The organism is Luteolibacter luteus (genome assembly GCF_012913485.1).
GTDB lineage: Bacteria > Verrucomicrobiota > Verrucomicrobiia > Verrucomicrobiales > Akkermansiaceae > Haloferula > Haloferula lutea.
In genome coordinates, this window is record NZ_CP051774.1 from 4,340,090 (window position 1) to 4,359,839 (window position 19,750).

Here is a 19,750-nt window from a genome sequence, read left to right on the forward strand (position 1 = left end):
ATCCGGAGTTATCATGAAATGGATCTTTCCTATCTTCTTCGTCGCCGGTGGGATGCTGGCTCCGCTGGCCGCGCAGGACAGCTTTGCAAGCGTCCAGAAGTCCTTTGACGCGCAGCATCAGGAGATCGACGCGGCGTATCGCGCGGATCTGGTGAAGCTGAAAGAGCAGCTTGTCGTCGCGTTGGGAAAAAGCCGGGAGAATGTGAAGAAAACCGGCGACTTGGATGCGGTGAAGATCCTCGATGCCGAACTCGTGCGCTGGAAAGAAGAAGGGGACCTTCCTTTGGTGGAGCCGGAGCTTCCGGAGATCGCGAAGCTTTACCAGGTTTACCGGACCGCGCAGGTGGGACGCTTGCTCAAGAAGCAGCGTGCCGTCGTGGCGTGGTTCCAAGCCTACGACATCCGGCTCTCCGCACTCGAGAAGCAGTTGGTAGCGACGGACAAGATCGAGGACGCGGAAGCAGTGCGCTCGGAGCGTGATTCCCGCAGGGAAAGCATGGAACTAGCCGAGGCTCGGGAGGCGGTGAAAGCGGCTGACACGGGTGAGGCCGCAGTCGTCAAACAAGCGCCCCGTAATCTGAAGAATGCTTGGCAGGATCTGAAAAAGCGGGATTGGAAATCGGCCGAGGGCGGCAAGTATTTCAAGCAATACTTTGGGAGATGGCAGAAAGTCATTACCTTGGATGGCAAGGAACTCGAAGATCGCCGGTTTCTCTATGCCCATGCACCGAGCCGGTACGAGTATGAATTCCCGAAACCGGTGACCGGTTTCCGTGCGGTGGTGCTTATTCCCAAGGAGGCTCCCGGTGGCGCCAGTGCCATCTTTTCAATTTTGTCCGACGAAGGTGAGGTCTTCCGGAGCAAGGAGATCAGTGCATCCAATCCGAAGGAGGAGATCGAGATCTCCTTCAAGCCGAGCAAGAAGCTCGTTCTGGTTGTGGATGAGAACGGGGACGACGAGTCGGATTGGACCTTCTGGGTCGATCCGCAGTATCAGTGAGGTCCAAGTGGCGGGACGAGCCGATCGTCCCGCCGTAGGGTTAAGGGATTTTCGATCCCTCCAATGATCACACCAAGTGCGCGCCGATCGAGGGTCGGGACGCGAAGATCTGCGGCGTGATGCCGGTGGCTTCCTTGTATTTCTCTGCAAGTGTCGCCGCAATCTCAGGGGCCTTGCGGGATTCGCAAAGCGTCACGGTCGAGCCACCGAAGCCGCCGCCGGTCATGCGGGCACCGATCACGCCCCCATTGCGGCCGATCGCACGCGCGATCTCGACCATGATGTCGAGTTCCTTGCAGGAGACCTCGAAGTCGTCCCGCAGGGAATCGTGGCTCGCAGCCATGAGCGGTCCCAGGGCTTCGTAGTCGTTCTTCGCGAGAGCTTCCGCCGCCGCGATCGTGCGGGCGATTTCACCGACCACGTGGCGGGAGCGGCGGTTCACAGGTTCGCCCAAGCGATCCCATGATTCTTCCACCTCGCCGATCAATACATCGCGCCAGGACTTCTTGCCCAGGATGGCGAGGCCGTCTTCGGTGTTCTTGCGGCGGGCTGCATAGCCGCCGTCGGAAAGTTCGTGGTGCACCATCGTGTTCGAGATGATGACCGTGAGGTCCGGATTTTCGAAGGGCACCAACTCGGGCTCGCCGCTCTGGCAATCGATCAGGATCAGGCGGTTCGCCTTGCCGAAAGCGGAGGCGAACTGATCCATGATACCGCAGGGTACGCCGGCGAAGTCATGCTCCGCCTTCTGGCAGAGCAGCGCCTTTTCCTTGGTGTCGAGCACTGTGTCCACCAGGCCTTCAAGCAAGGTGGCCACGCAGCACTCCAGCGCCGCAGAAGAGGAGAGGCCTGCACCGCCGGGGACGGAGGAAATGATGTAGGCGTCGAAACCGGGAAGATGATGGCCGCGATCCTGGAATCCTTGGAAGACGCCGCGCAGATAGTTCGCCCATTTCGGGGAAGAAACTTCCTGTTTGATGTTCAGCGGCAGGATCGCCGGTTCCCCTCCGAGCGCGGTGGCGACCCGGGCGTTTTCCGTTCCGTTCAGCGCTGCGGCGATCACGATGTAGCGATCGATCGCAAAGGGCATCACGAAGCCATCGCAGTAGTCGATATGCTCGCCAATCAGATTGACTCGGCCGGGCGCGGCTGCAGTGACGGTGGCATCGACACCGAAATGGTCTTTGAGGCCGGCGGCAGCATCGGCGGCAAGGTCGGCAAGGGAAGTGGCGAGATCGAGTGACATGGGCTGGTGCGTGTTTCGGTGTCGGTCTTCGGCGGAGGCGGGAGCGAGGCGCCATCTGGTTCAGCCGATGCCTTGGAATCCGAAGAAAGCCTCATTGGGCGCGGAGCCGGAGCTGCTTTCATCGGGGGGCGGGCCGACGCCCGGAAGCGTGGTCAAATCCCGCATTTTGGCAAAGGGGAAAGCTGTCTGCAAGGGGCCTGATTGAAGGGGGCAGCTTCTCCCTTCCTCCATCCTGCGGTCTCCGATGCCGGACCTTGCCTGACTCAGGAGAAAATCGCGTAGAGGATCAAGGTCGCCACAATCACGATCGCCCCCCAGACCTTGGTGGATTTCGAGGATTCGAGGCTGATCAGCTCGGTTACAGGCAGCTTCACCGGCTGCGAGAGTGGATTCGCCAATGTCACTACCAGACCGAGGGCTACCACGAAAAGGAAGCACAATCCCATGCGGTCTACATAGGACACATCAGGGGCGAACCACATGCCATTCTTCCCGAGTATGGGTCCGATCCAATGCTTGATCGAATGATAGAGGACGACGTTTGAGAGGATGCCCACCCAGCCGAAGTAACGGGGCGTGCGCGGGGAAAGGAAACCGAACAGGAAAACCGCCAGCACTCCGGGGCTGATGTAGCCTTGAAACTCCTGGATGAACTTGAAGATTCCACCAAATTTTGGATCACCCAGACCGGGTGCAATCAGGCAGGAAATCAAGACGAAGAGTAGGGTGAAGAACTGGCCGGAAAGCACCGTGGACTTTTCGCTCATGTCTTTCTTCACCTGATGGACCAAGTCCATGGTGGCAATGGTAGCCGCGGAATTCAGCATCGAGGCTAGCGAGGAAACGACGGCTCCGAAGATGGCGGCCAGCACGAACCAAGTGAGGCCCGGCCGCATCAGATTACGCATCAAGGTTGGAAAGGCCGCGTCGTAATCGTAACCGATCAGCTTGGTGCCAGCAGGGATTTGCTTGGTGACTGCTTCCTCAAGTACCTTTTTGTTGAGTTCGAGAAGTTGATCGCTTGTGGCTTCCGTGGGAATTGCGATCTCCATCTTGGCCGCGTTGGCATTGTGGGTCAGAATCTCGCGGGCGGTGGCTGTGTCCGCCGCGACAAAGTTGCCGGTGAAAGGATAAACCTTGGCCGGAGCTCCACGCATTTCCAGAAGGGTTGATGCGTTTTTCTTCACCGCTTCCGCCCGCAGGTCCTTGTTGTAGAGATTGAAGCATAGGATCCCGGGGATCACGATCAGGAAGGGGATCAGCAGCTTGAGCGTGGCGGCGAAAATGATGCCCTTTTGGCCCTCTGCCAGAGACTTCGATCCCAGCGTCCGCTGGACGATATACTGGTTAAGCCCCCAATAGAAACAGATCGGAACCCAGATTCCCAGCAGCAGCACCGTCCATGGCAATTCGGGGTCGTGGATGGGACGAACCATGTGCAGCTTGCCACCGGAGAGGTTTTCCCCCGCCATGGCCGCGGCTTCTCCGGATTTCCCGTCGTTCAGCAGGATGAAGCGCCCCCAACCGCTGGCAGCTTCAAGATCGGAGACGGTGGCAGTGGAATTCTGAACCTTGGTCAAGATCAGCTGGTTCGGATCAGCGTCTTTCAGCGCACCGAAGGCGAGCCAAGTCACCACTGCACCCCCGGCAATCAGGCCGGCACCCCAGATCAGGTCAGTCCAAGCGCAGGCCTTCAGCCCGCCGACGAGAACGTAGATCGCGGCGGAGATGCCGATGATCCAGCAACCGATCGTGATATCCCCGAGATCGGCGCCCATCACCATGCGGCCTTGGAAAAAGACCGAGATCACCTTTGCTCCGGAATAGATCACCGAGGCTGTGGGCACGCCGACCAAAATGATCAGCGTGGCAACCGCCATCACGATCCGGGAGAAGCGCCCGTAGCGATATTCAAGGAATTCCGGAATGGTGTAGATCCCGCAGCGCAGAAGCTTCGGCAGGAACACAAAGGCGACCAACACTAGTGCGGTTGCCGAAAGCCACTCCCAGGAGGAAACAGCCATCCCGAGCCAGTCTGCTGCTTGCCCGGACATTCCCACGAACTGCTCCGTCGAAATGTTCGCCGCGATGAGAGAGAAGCCCACCAGCCACCAGGTGAGGCCGCGACCCGCGAGGAAGTAGCCCGCTGCTCCTCCGCTTTCCGCCGCATCAGCGGATTCTTTCCGGCCCTGCCAGATGCCGAAGGCGATCACGCCAACCACGACGATGATAAAGAGTATCACGTCGAGCGTGCTCATTTTTCCAGCTTCGAGGCTGGCTTGGGCAAGCAGGGAGAAAGGTAGATTCATGCAGGTTTGATATCGGGGACGGGTTTAATCGGGCTGCCTCGAGCGCGACAGCATACGGGGCCAATCCTGCCTTTTATGCGGCGGAATTGGCCCCGTGGGAAGTTTATGACGGAGGGCTCAGCCCTGGTTCTTTCCCGCCTTTTTGGCGTAGAACAGCATGACGAGGCCGAAGACGAGCATCACGACACCCCAAGCGGTGTTGACGTTCATGTTCAGCGATTTCGCATACATGGCGTTGCCGTTGGTGAAGAGTCCGTAGCCCGTAAGCATCAGGCCGTAGATCGTGAAGACGTAACCAATTGGAAGTCGGAGATCCATGGTAGTGAAGGTTTCGGGGTTCTTACCAGAAGATGAAGTTCAGGATGATCACGGCGATCATCACGATCGAGCCGAGGACAGCGGGGCGCAAGATCCAAGGCTCGTTCTCGTCGCGATGCTTCGGAGTGAGCGAGTAAACCAAGCCGCGGAGTTCGTCGTCGGTCTTGGTGCGCTTGGTGATCATGGAAAGCACGGCGTTCACCACGAAGGTCGTGCTGAAAGCCACGATGGCGATCCAGAAGTTCTGCGACATTTCCTTCGGGAACTCGACCGTCAGGCCAAGCCAGCCACCTTTCACGCCCGGAGTGTTACCGGTGGCGAAGCTGAGGCCGTGGAAGATCACCGCGGCGGAAGTGCCGACGACCAGACCCCAGAAGGAGCCGACGCCGTTCGAGCGCTTGGTGAACATGCCGAGCAGGAAGGTCGCGAACAGCGGCGCGTTCACGAAGCCGAACACGAGCTGCAGCACCGACATGATGTTATTGTACTTCGAGGCCACCAGCGCGAAGCCCATGGCGGCGATGATGCCGAAGATCGTGGCATACTTGCCCATGGCGAGCAGTTGCCGGTCGGTCTGGTTCGGCTTCATGGTCTTGTAGAGGTCGTAGGTCCAGACCGTGTTGAAGGCCGTGACGTTTGCCGCCATACCGGACATGAAGGAGGCCATCAGCGCGGTCAGCGCGAGACCCAGCAGGCCGTTCGGGAAGTAGTGGAAGATCATCGAAGGCAGCACCTGGTTGTAGTTCGGCACGCCTTCCTTCATCGGGATCGAGTAGCCGCCGGCGACCGCGTCGCTGGTGAGGCCGTAGGCGATCATGCCCGGAAGGATCACGATCGCGGGGAAGAGCATCTTCGGAATGGCACCGATGATCGGGGTGCGGCGGGCAGCGCCCATCGAGTTGGCAGCGAGTGCGCGCTGCACTTCGGCGAAGTTCGTGGTCCAGTAGCCAAAGGAGAGCACGAAGCCGAGGCCGAAGAGGATGCCATACCACGGCACGCCCATCGGGTTTGCGGTGCCACCGGTCTGTGCCCAGGAGTGCAGGGCACCTTGGCCTTGAGGAGAAGCTTGCAGCTTGCCGACCAAGCCTTCCCAACCGCCGACATCCTTCAGGGCGATGTAGGCGAGAGGCGCGATGCCGAAGACGATCATGAAGAACTGCAGCACCTCATTGTAGATCGCCGAGCTCAGGCCGCCCTTGAGCACGTAGGCCAGCACGATCACGGACGTGATCACGAGCGAGGCATAGTAATTCCAGCCCAGCAGCGCGTGCAGCAGGTCCGCCAGCGCGTGCATCGAGATACCGGAGGAGGCCACCGTCATGAAGGCGAAGGACACCGAGTTGAAGACGCGCGTCGGTTCATTGTAGCGCATCTTCAGGTATTCCGGCACCGACTTGGCCTTGGAACCGTAATACATCGGCATCATGAAGATCCCGAGGAAGACCATCGCCGGAATCGCGCCCACCCAGTAGAAGTGGGAGGTCATGATCCCGTACTCGGCGCCAGAGGCAGCCATGCCGATCAACTCCTGGGCTCCGAGGTTGGCAGAAATGAAAGCGAGGCCGCAGACCCAACCCGGGATGGAACGGCCGGAGAGGAAGAAGTCCTCCGCGCTGTTCATGTACTTTTTCAGCGCGAAGCCGATGCCGATGACAAAGGCGAGGTAGATCCCCATGATCGACCAGTCGATCAGGTTGAGATCCGGTTTAGCCATCCCCTCGGTGGAGATGGCGCCTCCGGTGGAGGCTAGAAGCGATGTAAATTCTAGGAACATCTTGGGTAGGTCTGGCAGGTGGGTTGGGGAGGCAGTGCGCCATTTGAAGCGGGAGGCCGCCCGCTAGCAAGAGACGAGTGCGTGCGCCCCCCTAGGCACGGAGAGGGGCGCACGCGAGGCTAGGAAATCCAGGCCGGGTTACTCGGCGAGGAACTTGTGAATCATCACGTGCTTGTAGGTCTCACCGGGCTTCAGCACGGCGGACGGGAACTCGGGATGATTCGGCGCGTCCGGGAAGCCTTCGGTTTCGAGGGCGCAAGCGCTGCGGAAGGGATACTTCACGCCCTTCTTGCCAGCCACGGTGCCGTCGAGGAAGTTACCGCCGTAGAACTGGATGGCCGGCTTGTCGGTGGAGATTTCCATCACGCGGCCGCTCTTCGGATCTTTCAGGCGGGCTGCCAGACGGACGCCGTTGCCGGGCTTCAGTACCCAGGCGTGGTCATAGCCGCCGCCGAGCTTCAGGGCCTCGAACTTTTCTCCCACGCGGGCACCGATCGCTGTCGGCTTGTTGAAATCCATCGGGGTATTGGCCACCGGGTCCTGCTTGCCGGTCGGAATCAGTCCCGCATTGGTCGGCAGATACTTGTCGGCATTCAGCGTCAGGATGTGGTCGTTGATCAAGGATGTCGGATCACCGCTCAGGTTCCAGTAGCTGTGGTGGACGATGTTCAGCACGGTCGGTGCGTCAGTCGTGGCTTCCACTTCCCACTTCAGCTCGTTGGCATCGGTGAGGGTGTAGGTGACCTTGGTAGTCAGGGTGCCCGGGTAGCCTTCCTCGCCGTCTTCAGAGACGTAGGTGAAGGTCACGGCATTCTTGTCCTCCTTCGGCTCGGCCTTCCACATCTTCTTGTTGAAGCCGACCTTGCCACCGTGCAGGTGGCAGGGGATGCCGCCCGGTTCGTTGTTCGTGGCCAAGGTATACTCCTTGCCGTTCAGCTTGAACACGCCGTTGGCGATACGGTTGCCGAAACGACCGACCGTGGCACCGAAGTACGGATTTCCCTCCGAAAGGTAACCTTCGGCGTTATCGAAGCCGTGGGTCACGTCGGCGATCTTCCCGGCCTTGTCGGGGATTTCCATCGACACCAGCGTGGCGCCGAGGTCGGAAATTCGGGCACGGAGCCCATTCTTGTTGGTCAAGGTGAAGACCTGGGTCTCACCGGCAGCTATTTTTCCAAAGGATTCCACGGCAATTTTGTCGGCGAAGGCTGTTCCAAATTGGGAGCCACCTGCAAGAAGTGTGGCGGCCATCAGCGTCATCAAGGGTTTCGTCTTCATGGGTCTGTCAAACGTGGTTGAAGGGTGGAATCGGTTAGGTCGGGCTGTAAATCCGAAATCCCGTCCTCATTCCCGTTCTGTCGATCCTTGGGCAGAGTGACTGTTTGGAGCAAGGATTCATTGGGTTTGCGGATGCCGCGCCGGCCTCCCGGCGCTCCGGCGACTGATGTTTCGGGGCTCTTGGAAATCAAGGAAGGCTTACACCCTTTATTCACCGTAAGCTGATTCCTCCGCGTAAATTGCCGACCGCGCGGATTTCCTTGGCGCAGGCCGGGGATCGGGACGAAAAACCTTCCATGAGCCTCGATTTTCAGACGAGCAGCGACCCCCAGGCATGGCTTGACGAGGTCCTCTGCGCCTTCAATTGCCAGACCGGGACCCTGCACAAGGCGGATGGCGGATTCCTCGATCTCGTGGTGCAGTCCGGTGTCCCGGAATTCCTCCTTCCGAAGATCACCCGCATTCCTTTCGGAAAGGGAATCGCCGGGGTCGCAGCGGAGCGCCGTGAGCCGGTGGAACTTTGCAACCTTCAGGAAGACCTCGGCGGGGTCGCACGCCCGGATGCCCGGCAGACTCAGGTCTCCGGTTCGCTCGCCGTCCCGGTCTTCTCCCCGGATAGGAGCAAGGTTCTCGGAACTCTGGGTGTCGGCATGCATGCGCCTCATGATTTTTCCGACGATGAGAAGTCTCGCTTGGGCGCGATAGCCGCACGTGTGGGTGAGGCCTGGAGTGCAAATTGAGCACCGACATTGACCAGAGCGCCTTGTGGTCGTTAGATAGGGGCCATGACACCCGTCGCGGCAGCGAGGAAGATTCTCGACACGATGCTCGGCCAGCTCGGCTTCCATGTGGAAGTGGAGGTGATCGATGATCCCGAGGAGCCTTGCCTCCAGATCCATACCCCCCGCAGCGAGCTTTTGATTGGCAAGGACGGCGAACGTCTGGACGACCTCCAGTACTTGGTGAACCGGGTGCTCCGGAAACACTTCCCGAAGGCCCCGCGCGTGCGCATCGACTGCGAGCACTACCGCGCGATCCAGGAAGACAAGCTGTCCGCCGAAGTGCGCAATGCCGCCGAGGCCGTGAAGGCTTCCGGCAAGATCTTCAAGATGCGTCCTCTCAACGCCTACTACCGCCGCTTGGTGCATAACGTTCTGGTGGATGATACCGACGTGGAGAGCGTTTCCCCCGGTGGTGACGACCGGCTGAAGCGCATCATCATCCGCCCCCGCGGGAAATCGAGCGACGAGACTTCCAAGGGGGAAAACGAATGAAGCGATTCCTTTTCGACTGCGGGACGCGGGATCCCCTCGCATCCATCGGGCTCTTGGTGCTGCGTGCGGGCTTCGGTCTGATGATGCTCTTTGGCCATGGCCTGCCAAAATTGCAAAACTACGCGACCTATGCGGAGAAGTGGTCGGTGGTGCCCGCTATCTGGCCGCTGAGCAAGATGACCATGCCGATGAGTCTGATGGCCACCATCGGTGCGGAGTTGTTTGCCTCCGGACTGCTGGTGCTTGGCATTCTGACCCGTCCGGCTGCCTTTGTCCTCGGTTTCGCCATGTGCGTCGCCGCTTTCCAAGTTCATGCAGCCGATCCCTTCTTCTCGGCGGGCGGCGCGGCCAAGGAGATGGCGGTACTCTATCTTTTGCCCGCCTTCGTCCTGATCATCACCGGCGCGGGCCAATATTCGTTGGATGCCACGATCTCCACGGACAAGCGCAAGCGCCGCCGGTAAATGAGCATGGAGTAAAGCGCGGGAAGCGGAAAGTGAACCTCGCCCCCGGGACTCTTTCTCCCTTCTCTCAGTTCCAAGCCCTCTGCTCCCCATGGAAACGCATCGTCTTGTCCTACCGGAAGACCTGAATCACTTTGGGTTTCTGTTTGGTGGCCGCTTGTTGGCTTGGGTTGATGAGGCCTGTTGGATTGCCGCATCGCTGGACTACCCGCACTGCCAGTTCGTGACCATCGGCATGGACAAGGTGGAGTTCCGTCACTCCGTCCGGCAGGGGACGATCCTGAACATCCGCTGCGAACTGGGGCATGAAGGCCGTACTTCCGCGAGCTACAAGGTGGAGGTGTTTGACCGGCGCAATACTGCGGCACCGCCCATTTTCACCACGGTGATCACTTATGTCAGCGTCGATGATGCCGGACGCAAGCGGCCTCTGAGATAGGGTAGGGCTTCTACGCATTTCGCCCCTCTAGGGCTAAAATACCTTCCGGATTAACTGTCGCTTAATCCGCGGTTGTGCTAGATTCTCCCGTTCATCCGGAAATCTGTCCCACCCCGTAGCGTCCACCCCCGCTACTCTACTCCTACACCCATGATCAACCGACCCTCTGTCGAACGTCAAAAGTTCGAGCTGTCCGGATGCGACATTGGCGAATGGATTGCCGCCCAGAATACCCCATGGCGAAAGCCGGGGATGCAGGAATACGTTCCGCCGGGCCAGTCCACTGAAGCTCTCCCTTGGTTCTTCTATCCGCTCTATGATGGTCCCAATCTGCTGGGATGGGAACGGGTGGAGTGAACTTCTTCCTTTGCGGGAATGACCCCAGGCAGCGGATTCCCGTCCATCGGCAGGCCTCCACCGAAGGATCCACGTCTTCCTCGAGACGCCTGTTCTCCGGCTGCTAGGGCTGGTAGGTAAATCCCGCGTGTCCCTCGAAGAGCCGGTTGATCGTTTCGCGAAAGCGGTCGGCGGCTTCCTGTGGCATTTCGAAGTCCACGGTGATCTCAGCCTCGGCGATATGGTTGATACCCTCCGGGTTGAGTAGCAGCTCGAGGCCTCGCGGAGACGCCTTGGCTGTCGCGATCAAATCGTATCCTGACCGCGATTGATCCTCCACTTCCAGATGGATTCCTTGGAGGCCCGGGTTCCGGGCTTGGTCCCCGGGATCCAAGGCACGGGTAAGCAGCACATAGCGGGAGTCGTCATCTTGAAAACCAACGACGGCGATTCCTTCGTCCGTGGAGAAATGGATTTCCTGAGCCCTAATTTTCACGCGGTTTCCGATATTCTTCTTCGCTCGTGAGCGCCAGCGATAACGAGCTGCGCCTAGAAATGCGTCATGATTCCATGATGGTGCCGCAGGACTTCCATGGAGGCTGAGCCTGCGTCGATACCGTGGGCTCAGACGTCGGAAGATGGAGCCTCCATCGCCAGCAGAGGCTCAGTCCTTCCGTAACGAGGAGGTCAGCCTTCGGTGAGAACGGAAGCTTCCGGGTTTTCCGGGGACGTCGCTTCCTGTAGCGCGTCGGAGAGGACCGCTTCATTGTGAAGCCTCATGAAGTCGCGGTTCATTCTCATCTGCTCCCTCATGCCCGGGTAATCTTGGGCGCCCTCGGTCAGTCCCTGCAAGATCTCCATGAGTTCAGTCAGATCCCTGTAGATATGGCCAAGCGGGAAGGAATAGACGCCTTGTAGGCTCTCGTGCACGATCGACGGCTTCAGGTCGGCGAAGGAAATCCCCAAGGATGACGAGAATCTCTCATGGATATAGCTCCCTTTCAGGGTGGTTCCATCCACAAGAGGCAGCATGTAGTGGCAGCTCGCCGCTGCTTCGTAGAACTCGACCTCGTTGAGATTCTCCAGAGTGGTAACTCGTGGGTCTTTGAAGCCGCATAGGGATGCTCCGCTTCCCAAGAGCACGATGTGGATCCCTTGTGGAAATTGTTTGAGGATTGCGCTGATCAACGAAAGCTCCCGGTGCCGGCGGTCGAACTTGCCTTGAACCAGAAGCCGGATGGTTGATCCGGGGGAAAGCTCCATGCCAGCTCCCAAAAGCGGATGCTCGCAGGGGAACAGGTGGGGAACTCCTTGGTTTTGGCCGGCGGGGTGAAGGCACAAGACGCGGGTTGACTCATATCGGGAAAGCGGAGCGTTGGCGCGATGAGTAATGAGGATCCGGCGGCCGGAGAACTCCTTCAGGAAGGGATGCCGCGCAAAGGGGAGGGCTGGAAGGTCGATCCCGGAAGGGTATGCCGTAATCACCACCGCCGCGTCGAAATGATCGCGCATCCCTTCGGTGTGGAAGGAGTAGCGGATCTTGCCCTTTTCTAGCAGCGCCTTCAGTCCCCAGCGGTCTCCATCAAGGGGGAATGCCACGGGCTTGATTCCCTCCAGCCTGTCCAGGGCCAGATAGAGGAAGAGGAGGGTTTCAACGTGAGGAGTCGTGTTGAGGATAACAGCAACGTTCATTTGGAGATGGCTTCTCGAGCTGAAAGAGGAACTTGAGCCGTGCCTCCCGCCCTCATTGGCTACTCCAATGGTAAACGGGGAAAGGTCGGAAGCAGCCTAACGGAAATCAGGATCAAGTCTCTAACAGGAGGAGTGGGTTTGGAAACTACAGGGTTGTAAATGGCGCAGTCACTCCGATTTTACGTAGTTCCTGAACTCTTCCCGTCAGTTAATACGGCTGAAAAATTTTTAGCAAGAGCGCAGGATAGAGCGGGAGGGATTACCCTATCTTGGCAAGGGATCGTTTTGAAAAAGGGAGCCGCCACCACCACATGCAAATTGCACGTGACCATGACCAAAGAGTTCCGCTTGGACCCGGGACGCCCCTTTGTGCGATCAGAAGATCCGCCGCCCTCGATACCATTCCCTCGTATCCGGATTCACCAGCCATTCCACCGGTTTCTCCAGCAACTCGAAGCTTTGCGCCACATCCTCCAGCAGCAGCAGCGAAGCCACCGCATCGTAGAGCGCGTCGTGCCAGCGTCGGCCGGGGATCATCTCCGCCACCTTTGCCGAAAGGCCGCGCGCGTCGCATAGTGCCGAAAGGGAATGATCTCCCAATTCCGGCCACGCGGCCCGCGCCAAAAGCAGTGTATCCACCCAAGGGCCGAAGCCATGTCCCGGAAAAGCGCGCAGGAATCTTTTCTCCGTACCCTTTCCGTGAGCTACCACCACCGCATCCGCCATCGACTTCTTGAGGTCCGGCCATAGCGACAGGAGGCCCGGTGCCCCTGCCAAGTCCTCGTCCCGGATCCCGTGCACTTTCCGGGCAGACCATGTGATCGGCACCTCGGAGGCCAGATAGGACACGAAATTTCCCCCATGCCCGCGCTCGATCGACCAGGACGCCAGCCCGATCTGCACGGGTACGTCGGTTCGTCCGCGGGCTGCTCCCGCCGACTCGAAATCAATCGCTGTGAAGCGGCATTCCCGGATCAGCACGCCGCACGGCAGCACGGGCGGGCCTCCCCTGTCAGGTGAAAAACTCTTCTCCCGCAAGGCTTTGGGGACTTGCCAAGGCGGGCCATGTCGCGAAAGTTCCGGCGCCCGCAATGCCGGACAGCCGTCGCACACCTTCTTGGCTCTGGCCGAATCTACTCAGTCTCGACGCCCCGCTCGTCGCGCTGGCTTGGCTGTTCATGTTTGAGAGGACGTGGAGGATGTACCTCCCGTGGCATGGCTTTGCCGCGCTGGGGCTCTCTGTCTGGGGAATCTACGTCTTGGATCGGATCATTGACTTGAAGCTGCTGGGCGAGGGCGATGAGAAATTGGGCCCCCGCCACGAGTTTCACCGCCGCTGCCTCCCTTGGCTTGGCTGGCTGGCCTTGCTTGCGGTCATCGCCGCCGGCGTATTGGCCGGTTTCTTCATGCCGGCGGAGATCTTCCAGTATGGCAAGATTGTCCTGGTGTTGCTTGTGGCTTTCTTCGTCCTCACGGTTTTCGCCCTGCAGGACAAGGAGATCCCGGTCTTCCGGAATATCACGGCGGGCTTCATTTTTGGCTATGGCACCGCGATGGCCGCCCACGTTTACGTTCCGCTTTACGAGCCCTCGCAGGGGGCTTGGGTGCTCCTGATCACCCCGGAGATGTTGGCCTTCGCCTTCCTCTGCATCCTGAATATTTCCGCGATCCATTTTTGGGAGCACTCCCGCCGGACCACGGATGAAGAGCGCCGCGCCCAGAATGATCTCTCGTTGGTCCTGCCGCTGGCGGTGCTCGCCTTGGCCTGCTTGGTCTTCGCTCTCCGGGATCCGGATTCCACCACCCGTCCATTCTTCTACGCCGTCCTTACCGCCACGGCCCTGCTCTACATCCTGAACCGGCAGCGGGAAAAATTCTCAATTGATGCCCTGCGAGTGATGGCGGATCTCGCAATGGTGGCGCCTTTGCCGGTTTTCTTTGCGCTTTCTGCGGGTTGATCCGCGCTTGCGGGCTCCTCGGGCCGCTTCTAGCTTCTCCCTTCCATGTCAAAGGCACTCGGCATCAAACGTCCGGCTTTCCTCATCCTCGGCGCTCCCGGGGCAGGGAAGGGCACCCAAGGGAAGGTCCTCGGATCGATCCCTCGCTTTTTCCACTGCGCTTGCGGCGACGTCTTCCGCTCGCTTGATACCCGGACCTCCATCGGCCAACGCTTCGTCCACTACTCGAGCCGGGGCGAATTGGTGCCCGATGAACTGACCATCGAGCTGTGGAAGGCTCAGGTGGATAACTGGGCGGATTCCCACGTCTATAAGCCGGATATCGATTTCCTCGTCCTTGATGGTATCCCGCGGAATGTCGCCCAGGCCGAAATGATCGGCAGCTTCCTGGATATTCATCAGGTCTTCCACCTTTCCTGTCCGAACCGGGAAGAACTCGCCCGCCGCATGCGCAAACGGGCCCTGAAGGACAACCGCATCGACGATGCCTCGGATCGCGTGATCCAACAGCGCATCGCCACCTATGAGGCGGAGACGAAGCCGATTCTCGATTACTATTCGAACGGTCTTGTGACGGACATCGATGCCACCCAGCCGCCGGTCAAGGTGCTCAATGACATCATCGGCAAGATCGTCTCCCTTCCCATTTTCAAGGAGTTCTCCCAGCAAATCGCGTGAGTCAGCCTGATGCCCGAGTGGTCTTCTTTGGTAGCGGGGAGATCGCCATTCCATCCTTCCGTCGCCTGATCGAAAAGGGCCCGCGTCCTCTCGCACTGGTGACCCAGCCGGACAAACCGGCGGGCCGCCACCGCAGCACGCTGACCCCGCCGCCGATCAAGCGCGTGGCCGTGGAAGCGGGCATCCCCGTGCTTCAGCCGGAGAGCGTCCGGGAGGAGGAGAGCCTTGCCGTCCTTCGGGAACTCGCGCCGGACCTCATCGTGGTGATGGCTTATGGCCAGATCCTTCCGAAGGCGCTCATCAAGATCCCGCGGGTGGCCTGCATCAATCTTCACGCCTCCCTTTTGCCGAAATACCGCGGAGCTTCCTGCATCCAATCTGCCATCGACGATGGCGACGAGGAGACCGGAGTCACCGTGATGCACATGGTGCCGAAGCTAGATGCCGGGGATATCATCCTCGCTCACCGCATGCCGATTTCCGGGACCGATACCGGCGGGATTCTCCATGATCGCATGGCAGACGTGGCTGCCGATGCCATGGCGGAGGCGCTACCGTTGCTCCTGGCGGGAAATGCGCCCCGCACTCCGCAGGACCCTGCCTTGGCCAGCTACGCACCCAAGTTGGAGCGGGACCACGGCCGGATTGATTGGTCTTGGGATGCCTCTCGTCTCGCCCGCCGCATCCGCGCCTACGAGCCATGGCCGGGGACTTGGACGCAGTTCGATGATGGCAGCGGCCCGAAGCGTGTGAAAATCTTTCCCGCCGCAGCAGGGAAGGGTGGTTCCGGTGCTCCGGGCGCCGTGACACTTACGCCGGATGGTGGCATGAGCATTGCCTGTGGCCGCGGTCACCTCCTGCTAGGAGAAATTCAGCCGGACGGTTCCAAGCGCATGCCCGCCGCTGCTTGGGCCAAGGGGCTGCGGTCCCTTCCTGCCTTCCAGTGAGGATTCTTCATTTCCCTCGATTCTGCGGATCGGGAGAGTCATGATATCTGCGTGAAGACGCTGATCTCTCTTCTGTCGGCCCTCGTTCTGCCGCTCTCCGCCACCACGATTTCCGTGGTGCCGGTCTTCGAGCCTCTCAGCATGCACGGCACCGATGTGGATGATGGCATCACCGATACGGGTGAGGCTCTTCAGGCCACCGTGGCCAGTCGGCCGATGGCGCTCACCGGGGCGTTTCCTGAGATTCTGGTCGAGTCGATCCGTTCGCCCCACAAGTTCCCCAGCAACAATCCGAACTACAAGGTGGAGGAGGTGAACCTCCTCGTCCTCTGCAACATCCCCATCGCCGCTGAAATGACGGAGGAGAAGGTCCTGAAGATCAGGATGAATGTCTCCCAGCTCTCGATTCCGGAGGATGTTGATCTTACCGTCCGCCAAGTTCTCAAGCTCTCCCTGGTGGCCATCCGCAAGACTCTGGACGAGTTCCAGAAATCGCAGTCTGAACCGCAGAAGGTGCATGTATCGATCGAAGGGGTGGACGAGGGAACCGCCTCGCTGAAGGATCTGGACACGGAATACTCACTCGGTGGGGAGTAGTCGCTTTCCCTAAGCCGGGCTTTCGTCCGCCTTTTCCCTTTTCAAACCCCGTGCTGGCTTGTTTGGATCACGCAACGCCACGCATCGAATGAGTTTCCCCGAAGCTTCCCCTCGCCGATTCAAGAGAGCCATCCTGAAACTCAGCGGGGAAGCGCTGAGAGAACCGGGCAGCACGGACAATATTTCGCCCGAGATCGTTGAGCGTATCGCCCGTGAAGTGCGGGATGCCCTCGCTCCGGGAGATCTCCAACTCGGCATCGTCGTCGGCGGCGGGAATTTCTGGCGCGGGGCTGCGGCCAGCGCCCGCGGCATGGATCGTGCCACGGCTGATTACATGGGCATGCTGGCCACGGTCATGAACTCGCTGGCGATCCAAGGTTCCTTGGAGCACCACGGCGTCTCCTGCGTGGTCCAGTCCGCCATTGAAATGAAGAACGTGGCCGACACCTTCATCCGCCGGAAGGCAGAGCGCCATCTCGATCAAGGCCGTGTGGTCATCTTCGCTGCCGGCACCGGAAGCCCCTTCTTCTCCACGGACACCACCGCCGCCCTTCGCGCCAGCGAGATGGGTGCGGATGTCGTCTTCAAGGCGACCATGGTGGATGGTGTCTACGATTCCGACCCGAAGAAGAATCCTTCCGCCAAGCGCTACGCGCGCGTGAATTTCCACGAGTGCATCAGCCAGCAGCTCAAGGTGATGGATTCCACCGCGTTCAGCCTCTGCATGGACAATCACATCCCGATCGTGGTGTTCGACCTCGCGCCTGGGGGCAATGTCACGCGCGCTCTCCGCGGCGAGCCGATCGGCACCGTGGTGAGTTCCGAAGAAACCGTGGTTGCTTGATTTCACTCCCATTCGAATTTTCCTGCTATGGACCCGGAAACCGCCATCCTTGAAACCGAAGACGCCATGGAGAAAGCCGTGGAGTACCTTCTCCACGAGTTTGCCACCGTCCGTACGGGCAAGGCTTCTCCCGGCTTGATCGAGAACATCGACGTGCACATCCACAGCTACGGCAGCGTCATGAAGCTGAAGCAGCTCGCCGTGATCAGTGCTCCGGAAGCCCGCCTGCTGGAAGTGAAGGTCTTCGATCCTTCCACAACCCAGGACGTCGAGCGTGCGATTCGCGAATCCCGCCTCGGTCTGAATCCTGCCGCTGCCGGCAGCTCCCTGCGCGTCCCAATTCCCGAGCTATCCGAAGAACGCCGTGTTCAGATGGTTAAGCTCGTGAAGCAGCTTGCCGAGGAAGCCAAGGTCCGCGTGCGCGCCGTTCGGAAGGAAGGCATGGACGCCGCGAAGAAGATGAAGACTGACAACCTCCTCACCGAAGACGGCCAGAAAGACCACGAAGCCGAAGTCCAGAAGCTCACCGACAAGTACATCAAGGCGATTGATGAGCATGTCGTGGCGAAGGAAAAGGAAGTGATGAAGGTTTGATCGAAACCTCGGAAATCGAATTTCGAAACGAAGAAGGCGGCCTTTGGGGCCGCCTTCTGTGTTTTTGATTGTTCGTCTTCTGGTCGGTCACGTGTCGCTCAGGGCGCCTCCGCTGTCTCTCATAAGCTCCACTTCCCGCTGCCCTCGTCGAATCTCATCTTCTCCAGATTCACTCGGACGAATCCCACCGCATCCGCAGGCTCACCCGCGACGAGAGATCTCAAGCGATCCTCCTGCCCCTGCTCTTTCTTCGCGGCCTTCTCCGCGATGGAGCGGAACGCTGAAAAGTCCCCGGCCTGCGCTGCCCAGAAATCGAAGGGCTGTGGGTCCCGTCTCATTCGGAAGGCATACTTGCTACGCATCCAGCCCTCGTGGACGAAACGCTTCCAATCCAATCCGGGGTAGTTCCGCAGCAGCGGCTCCAATTTCTCCACGCCGCCGTCCAGCCTCGTCACCAATGCCGCCACATCCCCTGCCAACGCCGGGTCCTTGTCTTCTAACAGGACTGCCAGCGAAGCCTCGTCCATCGGCAGCCTCTCCTTCGCGAAGCGTTTCAGCAGGGGCAAGGCGTCAGCCTTCCAGCCCTTGGCCACAAAGATCTCCCCAAGCCGCGGATCGGTTGTCATGCGCTCCAACAGGGCTGGTTTGTCGGAATCGACCGCGTGCTTGAGGAGGAAAGCCTTAACGAAGTGATCCCACGCGAGGTCCGACCATGGATGGCGTGCCAACACATGAGGCATGCCTTCACGAGGGATTGTTTCCCCCTTTGCCTTCATGGGACCGCGGTTGGTCCATTGGATATCGTGATCCAAGCCGTTGAAGACCGTAGTGACATCCCCAGCGATCCCTGAGGGCACGGGAGGCAGGGGCTTGGGAGCTCTCGGCCTCTCGTTATCCGTTGGGGAGACTTTGATCAAGGGAGCCTCTTCGTCTCTTTCAAAGACCAGAAGTTCCAGTGACGGGAGCAATCGATCCCAGTCGGGGTTCTCCATGGGCGCCTCATATTCTCCGTTGATCCGGTTCCGGGTTACCGGGTAGAGCGCGAGCGGAACGGTGTTGTACATGACTGCTCCGTTCTGGCGGAAGGAGTAATCGTCCCCTGGGAAATGGAGAAGAAGCGCAGAAAGTCCCCGTTGTTCCTCTGTGCCCGGCTGTGTGAGAAGTGCTTCGACGTCGATTGCGAGGTTCTTCCCCTTGGGTTCGACGCGGAGAACTTTGAGCCTGAGCCCGCCACCGCGGATCACGGTTCCCTCCACCGGTGCGAATCGGGAAACCAGGCGCATACGCGGAACCTCCGGTTGGGATGCATAGTCCTCCGTAGCGATGAAGTTGGCCTTTGGCGGCAAGATTTCACGAATTCCAGGCAGGAGGTCCCCATAGTTGTAGCGACCGCCGCCACCGCCGTAAGACCCGTAGGGATATCCGCGGAAGAGATGCGCGGTCTTCGGGTGAAACCATGCCCCGACCAGCAGGAGGCAGGTGACGGCGAGCGCGATTTTCTTCGCAGGTCCTGGTGCCTTGCTTCCTAGCAAGCCTCCCGCCGCCCGTAGGACGGCGGCAATCAGCATGAGGGAGAGAATGCCCCACAGGAACTTGCCGCTAAGAAGTTTCCACCACTGCCCGGGCTCGGGTGCCAAGGATATCTCAAGCGCCGCCAGCCTAACCAGCAGTGACGGGAGCAGCGCCATGGCAAGCACGGCACAGGGAGCGAGCCATGCCTGTGCCCGTGGAAGGGGGCGCGTCCTCCAGCCGCCTTGGGTCAGGAAGACAGGCTCGGAAAACATGATGCGGAGAATGACCCAGCAGGCTGCCAGGATCTCCAGCATCATGTAGTTCGGTAGCGGCGGCAGGTAGGGATAGCCTGCTTCCCTTGGTGAAGCTAGGGACGCGATCCCCGTGCCGAAGTAGATGACGATCCCGACGCTGAAGATCCAGAAGCCGATGATCTCCCACCGGAATCGCCGGAAGGTAAGGCGGAAGGAATGGAGAAAGGTTTTCATGG

At 59.7% G+C, this 19,750-nt stretch carries 21 protein-coding genes; 12 read left to right on the forward strand and 9 right to left on the reverse strand.

Annotated features, from left to right (window positions below; genetic code table 11):
* Nucleotides 1-13 precede the first annotated feature (13 nt).
* Nucleotides 14-1,000, forward strand: a complete 987-nt coding sequence (locus HHL09_RS17895; RefSeq protein WP_169455999.1) for an NPCBM/NEW2 domain-containing protein — start codon at nt 14-16, stop codon at nt 998-1,000.
* A 67-nt stretch (nt 1,001-1,067) separates the two neighbouring features.
* Here HHL09_RS17895 and galK read toward each other — a convergent pair whose 3' ends face one another.
* The 5 genes from galK to HHL09_RS17920 all read right to left on the reverse strand — a co-directional run bounded on the left by galK (nt 1,068) and on the right by HHL09_RS17920 (nt 7,925).
* Nucleotides 1,068-2,246, reverse strand: a complete 1,179-nt coding sequence (gene galK, locus HHL09_RS17900) for a galactokinase (protein ID WP_169456000.1) — start codon at nt 2,244-2,246, stop codon at nt 1,068-1,070.
* A gap of 263 nt (nt 2,247-2,509) precedes the next feature.
* Nucleotides 2,510-4,504 carry a sodium:solute symporter family transporter gene (locus tag HHL09_RS17905; protein WP_425491667.1) on the reverse strand — a complete coding sequence of 665 codons (1,995 nt, stop codon included), beginning with the start codon at nt 4,502-4,504 and terminating at the stop codon, nt 2,510-2,512.
* 168 nt (nt 4,505-4,672) lie between these two features.
* Complete coding sequence (locus HHL09_RS17910) at nt 4,673-4,873, reverse strand: hypothetical protein (protein ID WP_169456002.1); 201 nt, start codon at nt 4,871-4,873, stop codon at nt 4,673-4,675.
* Between the two features lie 22 nt (nt 4,874-4,895).
* Nucleotides 4,896-6,647: a sodium:solute symporter family protein gene (locus HHL09_RS17915; protein ID WP_240963654.1), complete on the reverse strand. Its 1,752-nt coding sequence runs from the start codon at nt 6,645-6,647 to the stop codon at nt 4,896-4,898.
* A gap of 138 nt (nt 6,648-6,785) precedes the next feature.
* Complete coding sequence (locus tag HHL09_RS17920) at nt 6,786-7,925, reverse strand: aldose epimerase family protein (RefSeq protein WP_240963655.1); 1,140 nt, start codon at nt 7,923-7,925, stop codon at nt 6,786-6,788.
* Nucleotides 7,926-8,221: 296 nt separating this feature from the next.
* Here HHL09_RS17920 and HHL09_RS17925 point away from each other — a divergent pair, with 296 nt between their 5' ends.
* The 5 genes from HHL09_RS17925 (at nt 8,222) to HHL09_RS17945 (ending at nt 10,459) form a co-directional block, all read left to right on the forward strand.
* Nucleotides 8,222-8,665 carry a GAF domain-containing protein gene (locus tag HHL09_RS17925; RefSeq protein WP_169456003.1) on the forward strand — a complete coding sequence of 148 codons (444 nt, stop codon included), beginning with the start codon at nt 8,222-8,224 and terminating at the stop codon, nt 8,663-8,665.
* Nucleotides 8,666-8,710: 45 nt separating this feature from the next.
* Nucleotides 8,711-9,199, forward strand: coding sequence for a Jag family protein (locus HHL09_RS17930; protein WP_169456004.1), 489 nt, complete (start codon nt 8,711-8,713; stop codon nt 9,197-9,199).
* A complete protein-coding gene (locus HHL09_RS17935) occupies nt 9,196-9,663 on the forward strand; it encodes a DoxX family protein (protein ID WP_169456005.1) in 468 nt (155 codons plus the stop codon). The genes HHL09_RS17930 and HHL09_RS17935 overlap by 4 nt, the downstream gene beginning before the upstream one ends.
* A 91-nt stretch (nt 9,664-9,754) precedes the next feature.
* Nucleotides 9,755-10,102, forward strand: coding sequence for an acyl-CoA thioesterase (locus HHL09_RS17940; protein WP_169456006.1), 348 nt, complete (start codon nt 9,755-9,757; stop codon nt 10,100-10,102).
* Between the two features lie 150 nt (nt 10,103-10,252).
* Nucleotides 10,253-10,459 carry a hypothetical protein gene (locus tag HHL09_RS17945; protein WP_169456007.1) on the forward strand — a complete coding sequence of 69 codons (207 nt, stop codon included), beginning with the start codon at nt 10,253-10,255 and terminating at the stop codon, nt 10,457-10,459.
* Nucleotides 10,460-10,562: 103 nt separating this feature from the next.
* Here HHL09_RS17945 and HHL09_RS17950 read toward each other — a convergent pair whose 3' ends face one another.
* The 3 genes from HHL09_RS17950 to HHL09_RS17960 all read right to left on the reverse strand — a co-directional run bounded on the left by HHL09_RS17950 (nt 10,563) and on the right by HHL09_RS17960 (nt 13,111).
* On the reverse strand, nt 10,563-10,934 hold the full coding sequence (locus HHL09_RS17950) for an Imm10 family immunity protein (protein WP_169456008.1): 372 nt from the start codon (nt 10,932-10,934) through the stop codon (nt 10,563-10,565).
* Nucleotides 10,935-11,125: 191 nt separating this feature from the next.
* A complete protein-coding gene (locus HHL09_RS17955) occupies nt 11,126-12,130 on the reverse strand; it encodes a hypothetical protein (RefSeq protein WP_169456009.1) in 1,005 nt (334 codons plus the stop codon).
* A gap of 375 nt (nt 12,131-12,505) precedes the next feature.
* Nucleotides 12,506-13,111: a 3'-5' exonuclease gene (locus HHL09_RS17960; protein ID WP_169456010.1), complete on the reverse strand. Its 606-nt coding sequence runs from the start codon at nt 13,109-13,111 to the stop codon at nt 12,506-12,508.
* A 110-nt stretch (nt 13,112-13,221) separates the two neighbouring features.
* Here HHL09_RS17960 and HHL09_RS17965 point away from each other — a divergent pair, with 110 nt between their 5' ends.
* The 6 genes from HHL09_RS17965 (at nt 13,222) to frr (ending at nt 17,748) form a co-directional block, all read left to right on the forward strand.
* Complete coding sequence (locus HHL09_RS17965; RefSeq protein WP_169456011.1) at nt 13,222-14,088, forward strand: hypothetical protein; 867 nt, start codon at nt 13,222-13,224, stop codon at nt 14,086-14,088.
* Nucleotides 14,089-14,133: 45 nt separating this feature from the next.
* Nucleotides 14,134-14,766: an adenylate kinase family protein gene (locus tag HHL09_RS17970; protein ID WP_169456012.1), complete on the forward strand. Its 633-nt coding sequence runs from the start codon at nt 14,134-14,136 to the stop codon at nt 14,764-14,766.
* Nucleotides 14,763-15,713 carry a methionyl-tRNA formyltransferase gene (fmt, locus tag HHL09_RS17975; RefSeq protein WP_169456013.1) on the forward strand — a complete coding sequence of 317 codons (951 nt, stop codon included), beginning with the start codon at nt 14,763-14,765 and terminating at the stop codon, nt 15,711-15,713. Before HHL09_RS17970 ends, fmt begins: the two co-directional genes overlap by 4 nt.
* A 51-nt stretch (nt 15,714-15,764) precedes the next feature.
* Complete coding sequence (locus HHL09_RS17980) at nt 15,765-16,310, forward strand: hypothetical protein (RefSeq protein ID WP_169456014.1); 546 nt, start codon at nt 15,765-15,767, stop codon at nt 16,308-16,310.
* An 88-nt stretch (nt 16,311-16,398) separates the two neighbouring features.
* Nucleotides 16,399-17,154 carry a UMP kinase gene (gene pyrH, locus HHL09_RS17985; protein ID WP_169456015.1) on the forward strand — a complete coding sequence of 252 codons (756 nt, stop codon included), beginning with the start codon at nt 16,399-16,401 and terminating at the stop codon, nt 17,152-17,154.
* 27 nt (nt 17,155-17,181) lie between these two features.
* Entirely contained in the window at nt 17,182-17,748 is a 567-nt protein-coding gene (frr, locus tag HHL09_RS17990; protein ID WP_169456016.1) for a ribosome recycling factor, read from the forward strand.
* 119 nt (nt 17,749-17,867) lie between these two features.
* Here frr and HHL09_RS17995 read toward each other — a convergent pair whose 3' ends face one another.
* Nucleotides 17,868-19,748, reverse strand: coding sequence for a hypothetical protein (locus HHL09_RS17995; RefSeq protein ID WP_169456017.1), 1,881 nt, complete (start codon nt 19,746-19,748; stop codon nt 17,868-17,870).
* Nucleotides 19,749-19,750: the final 2 nt, after the last annotated feature.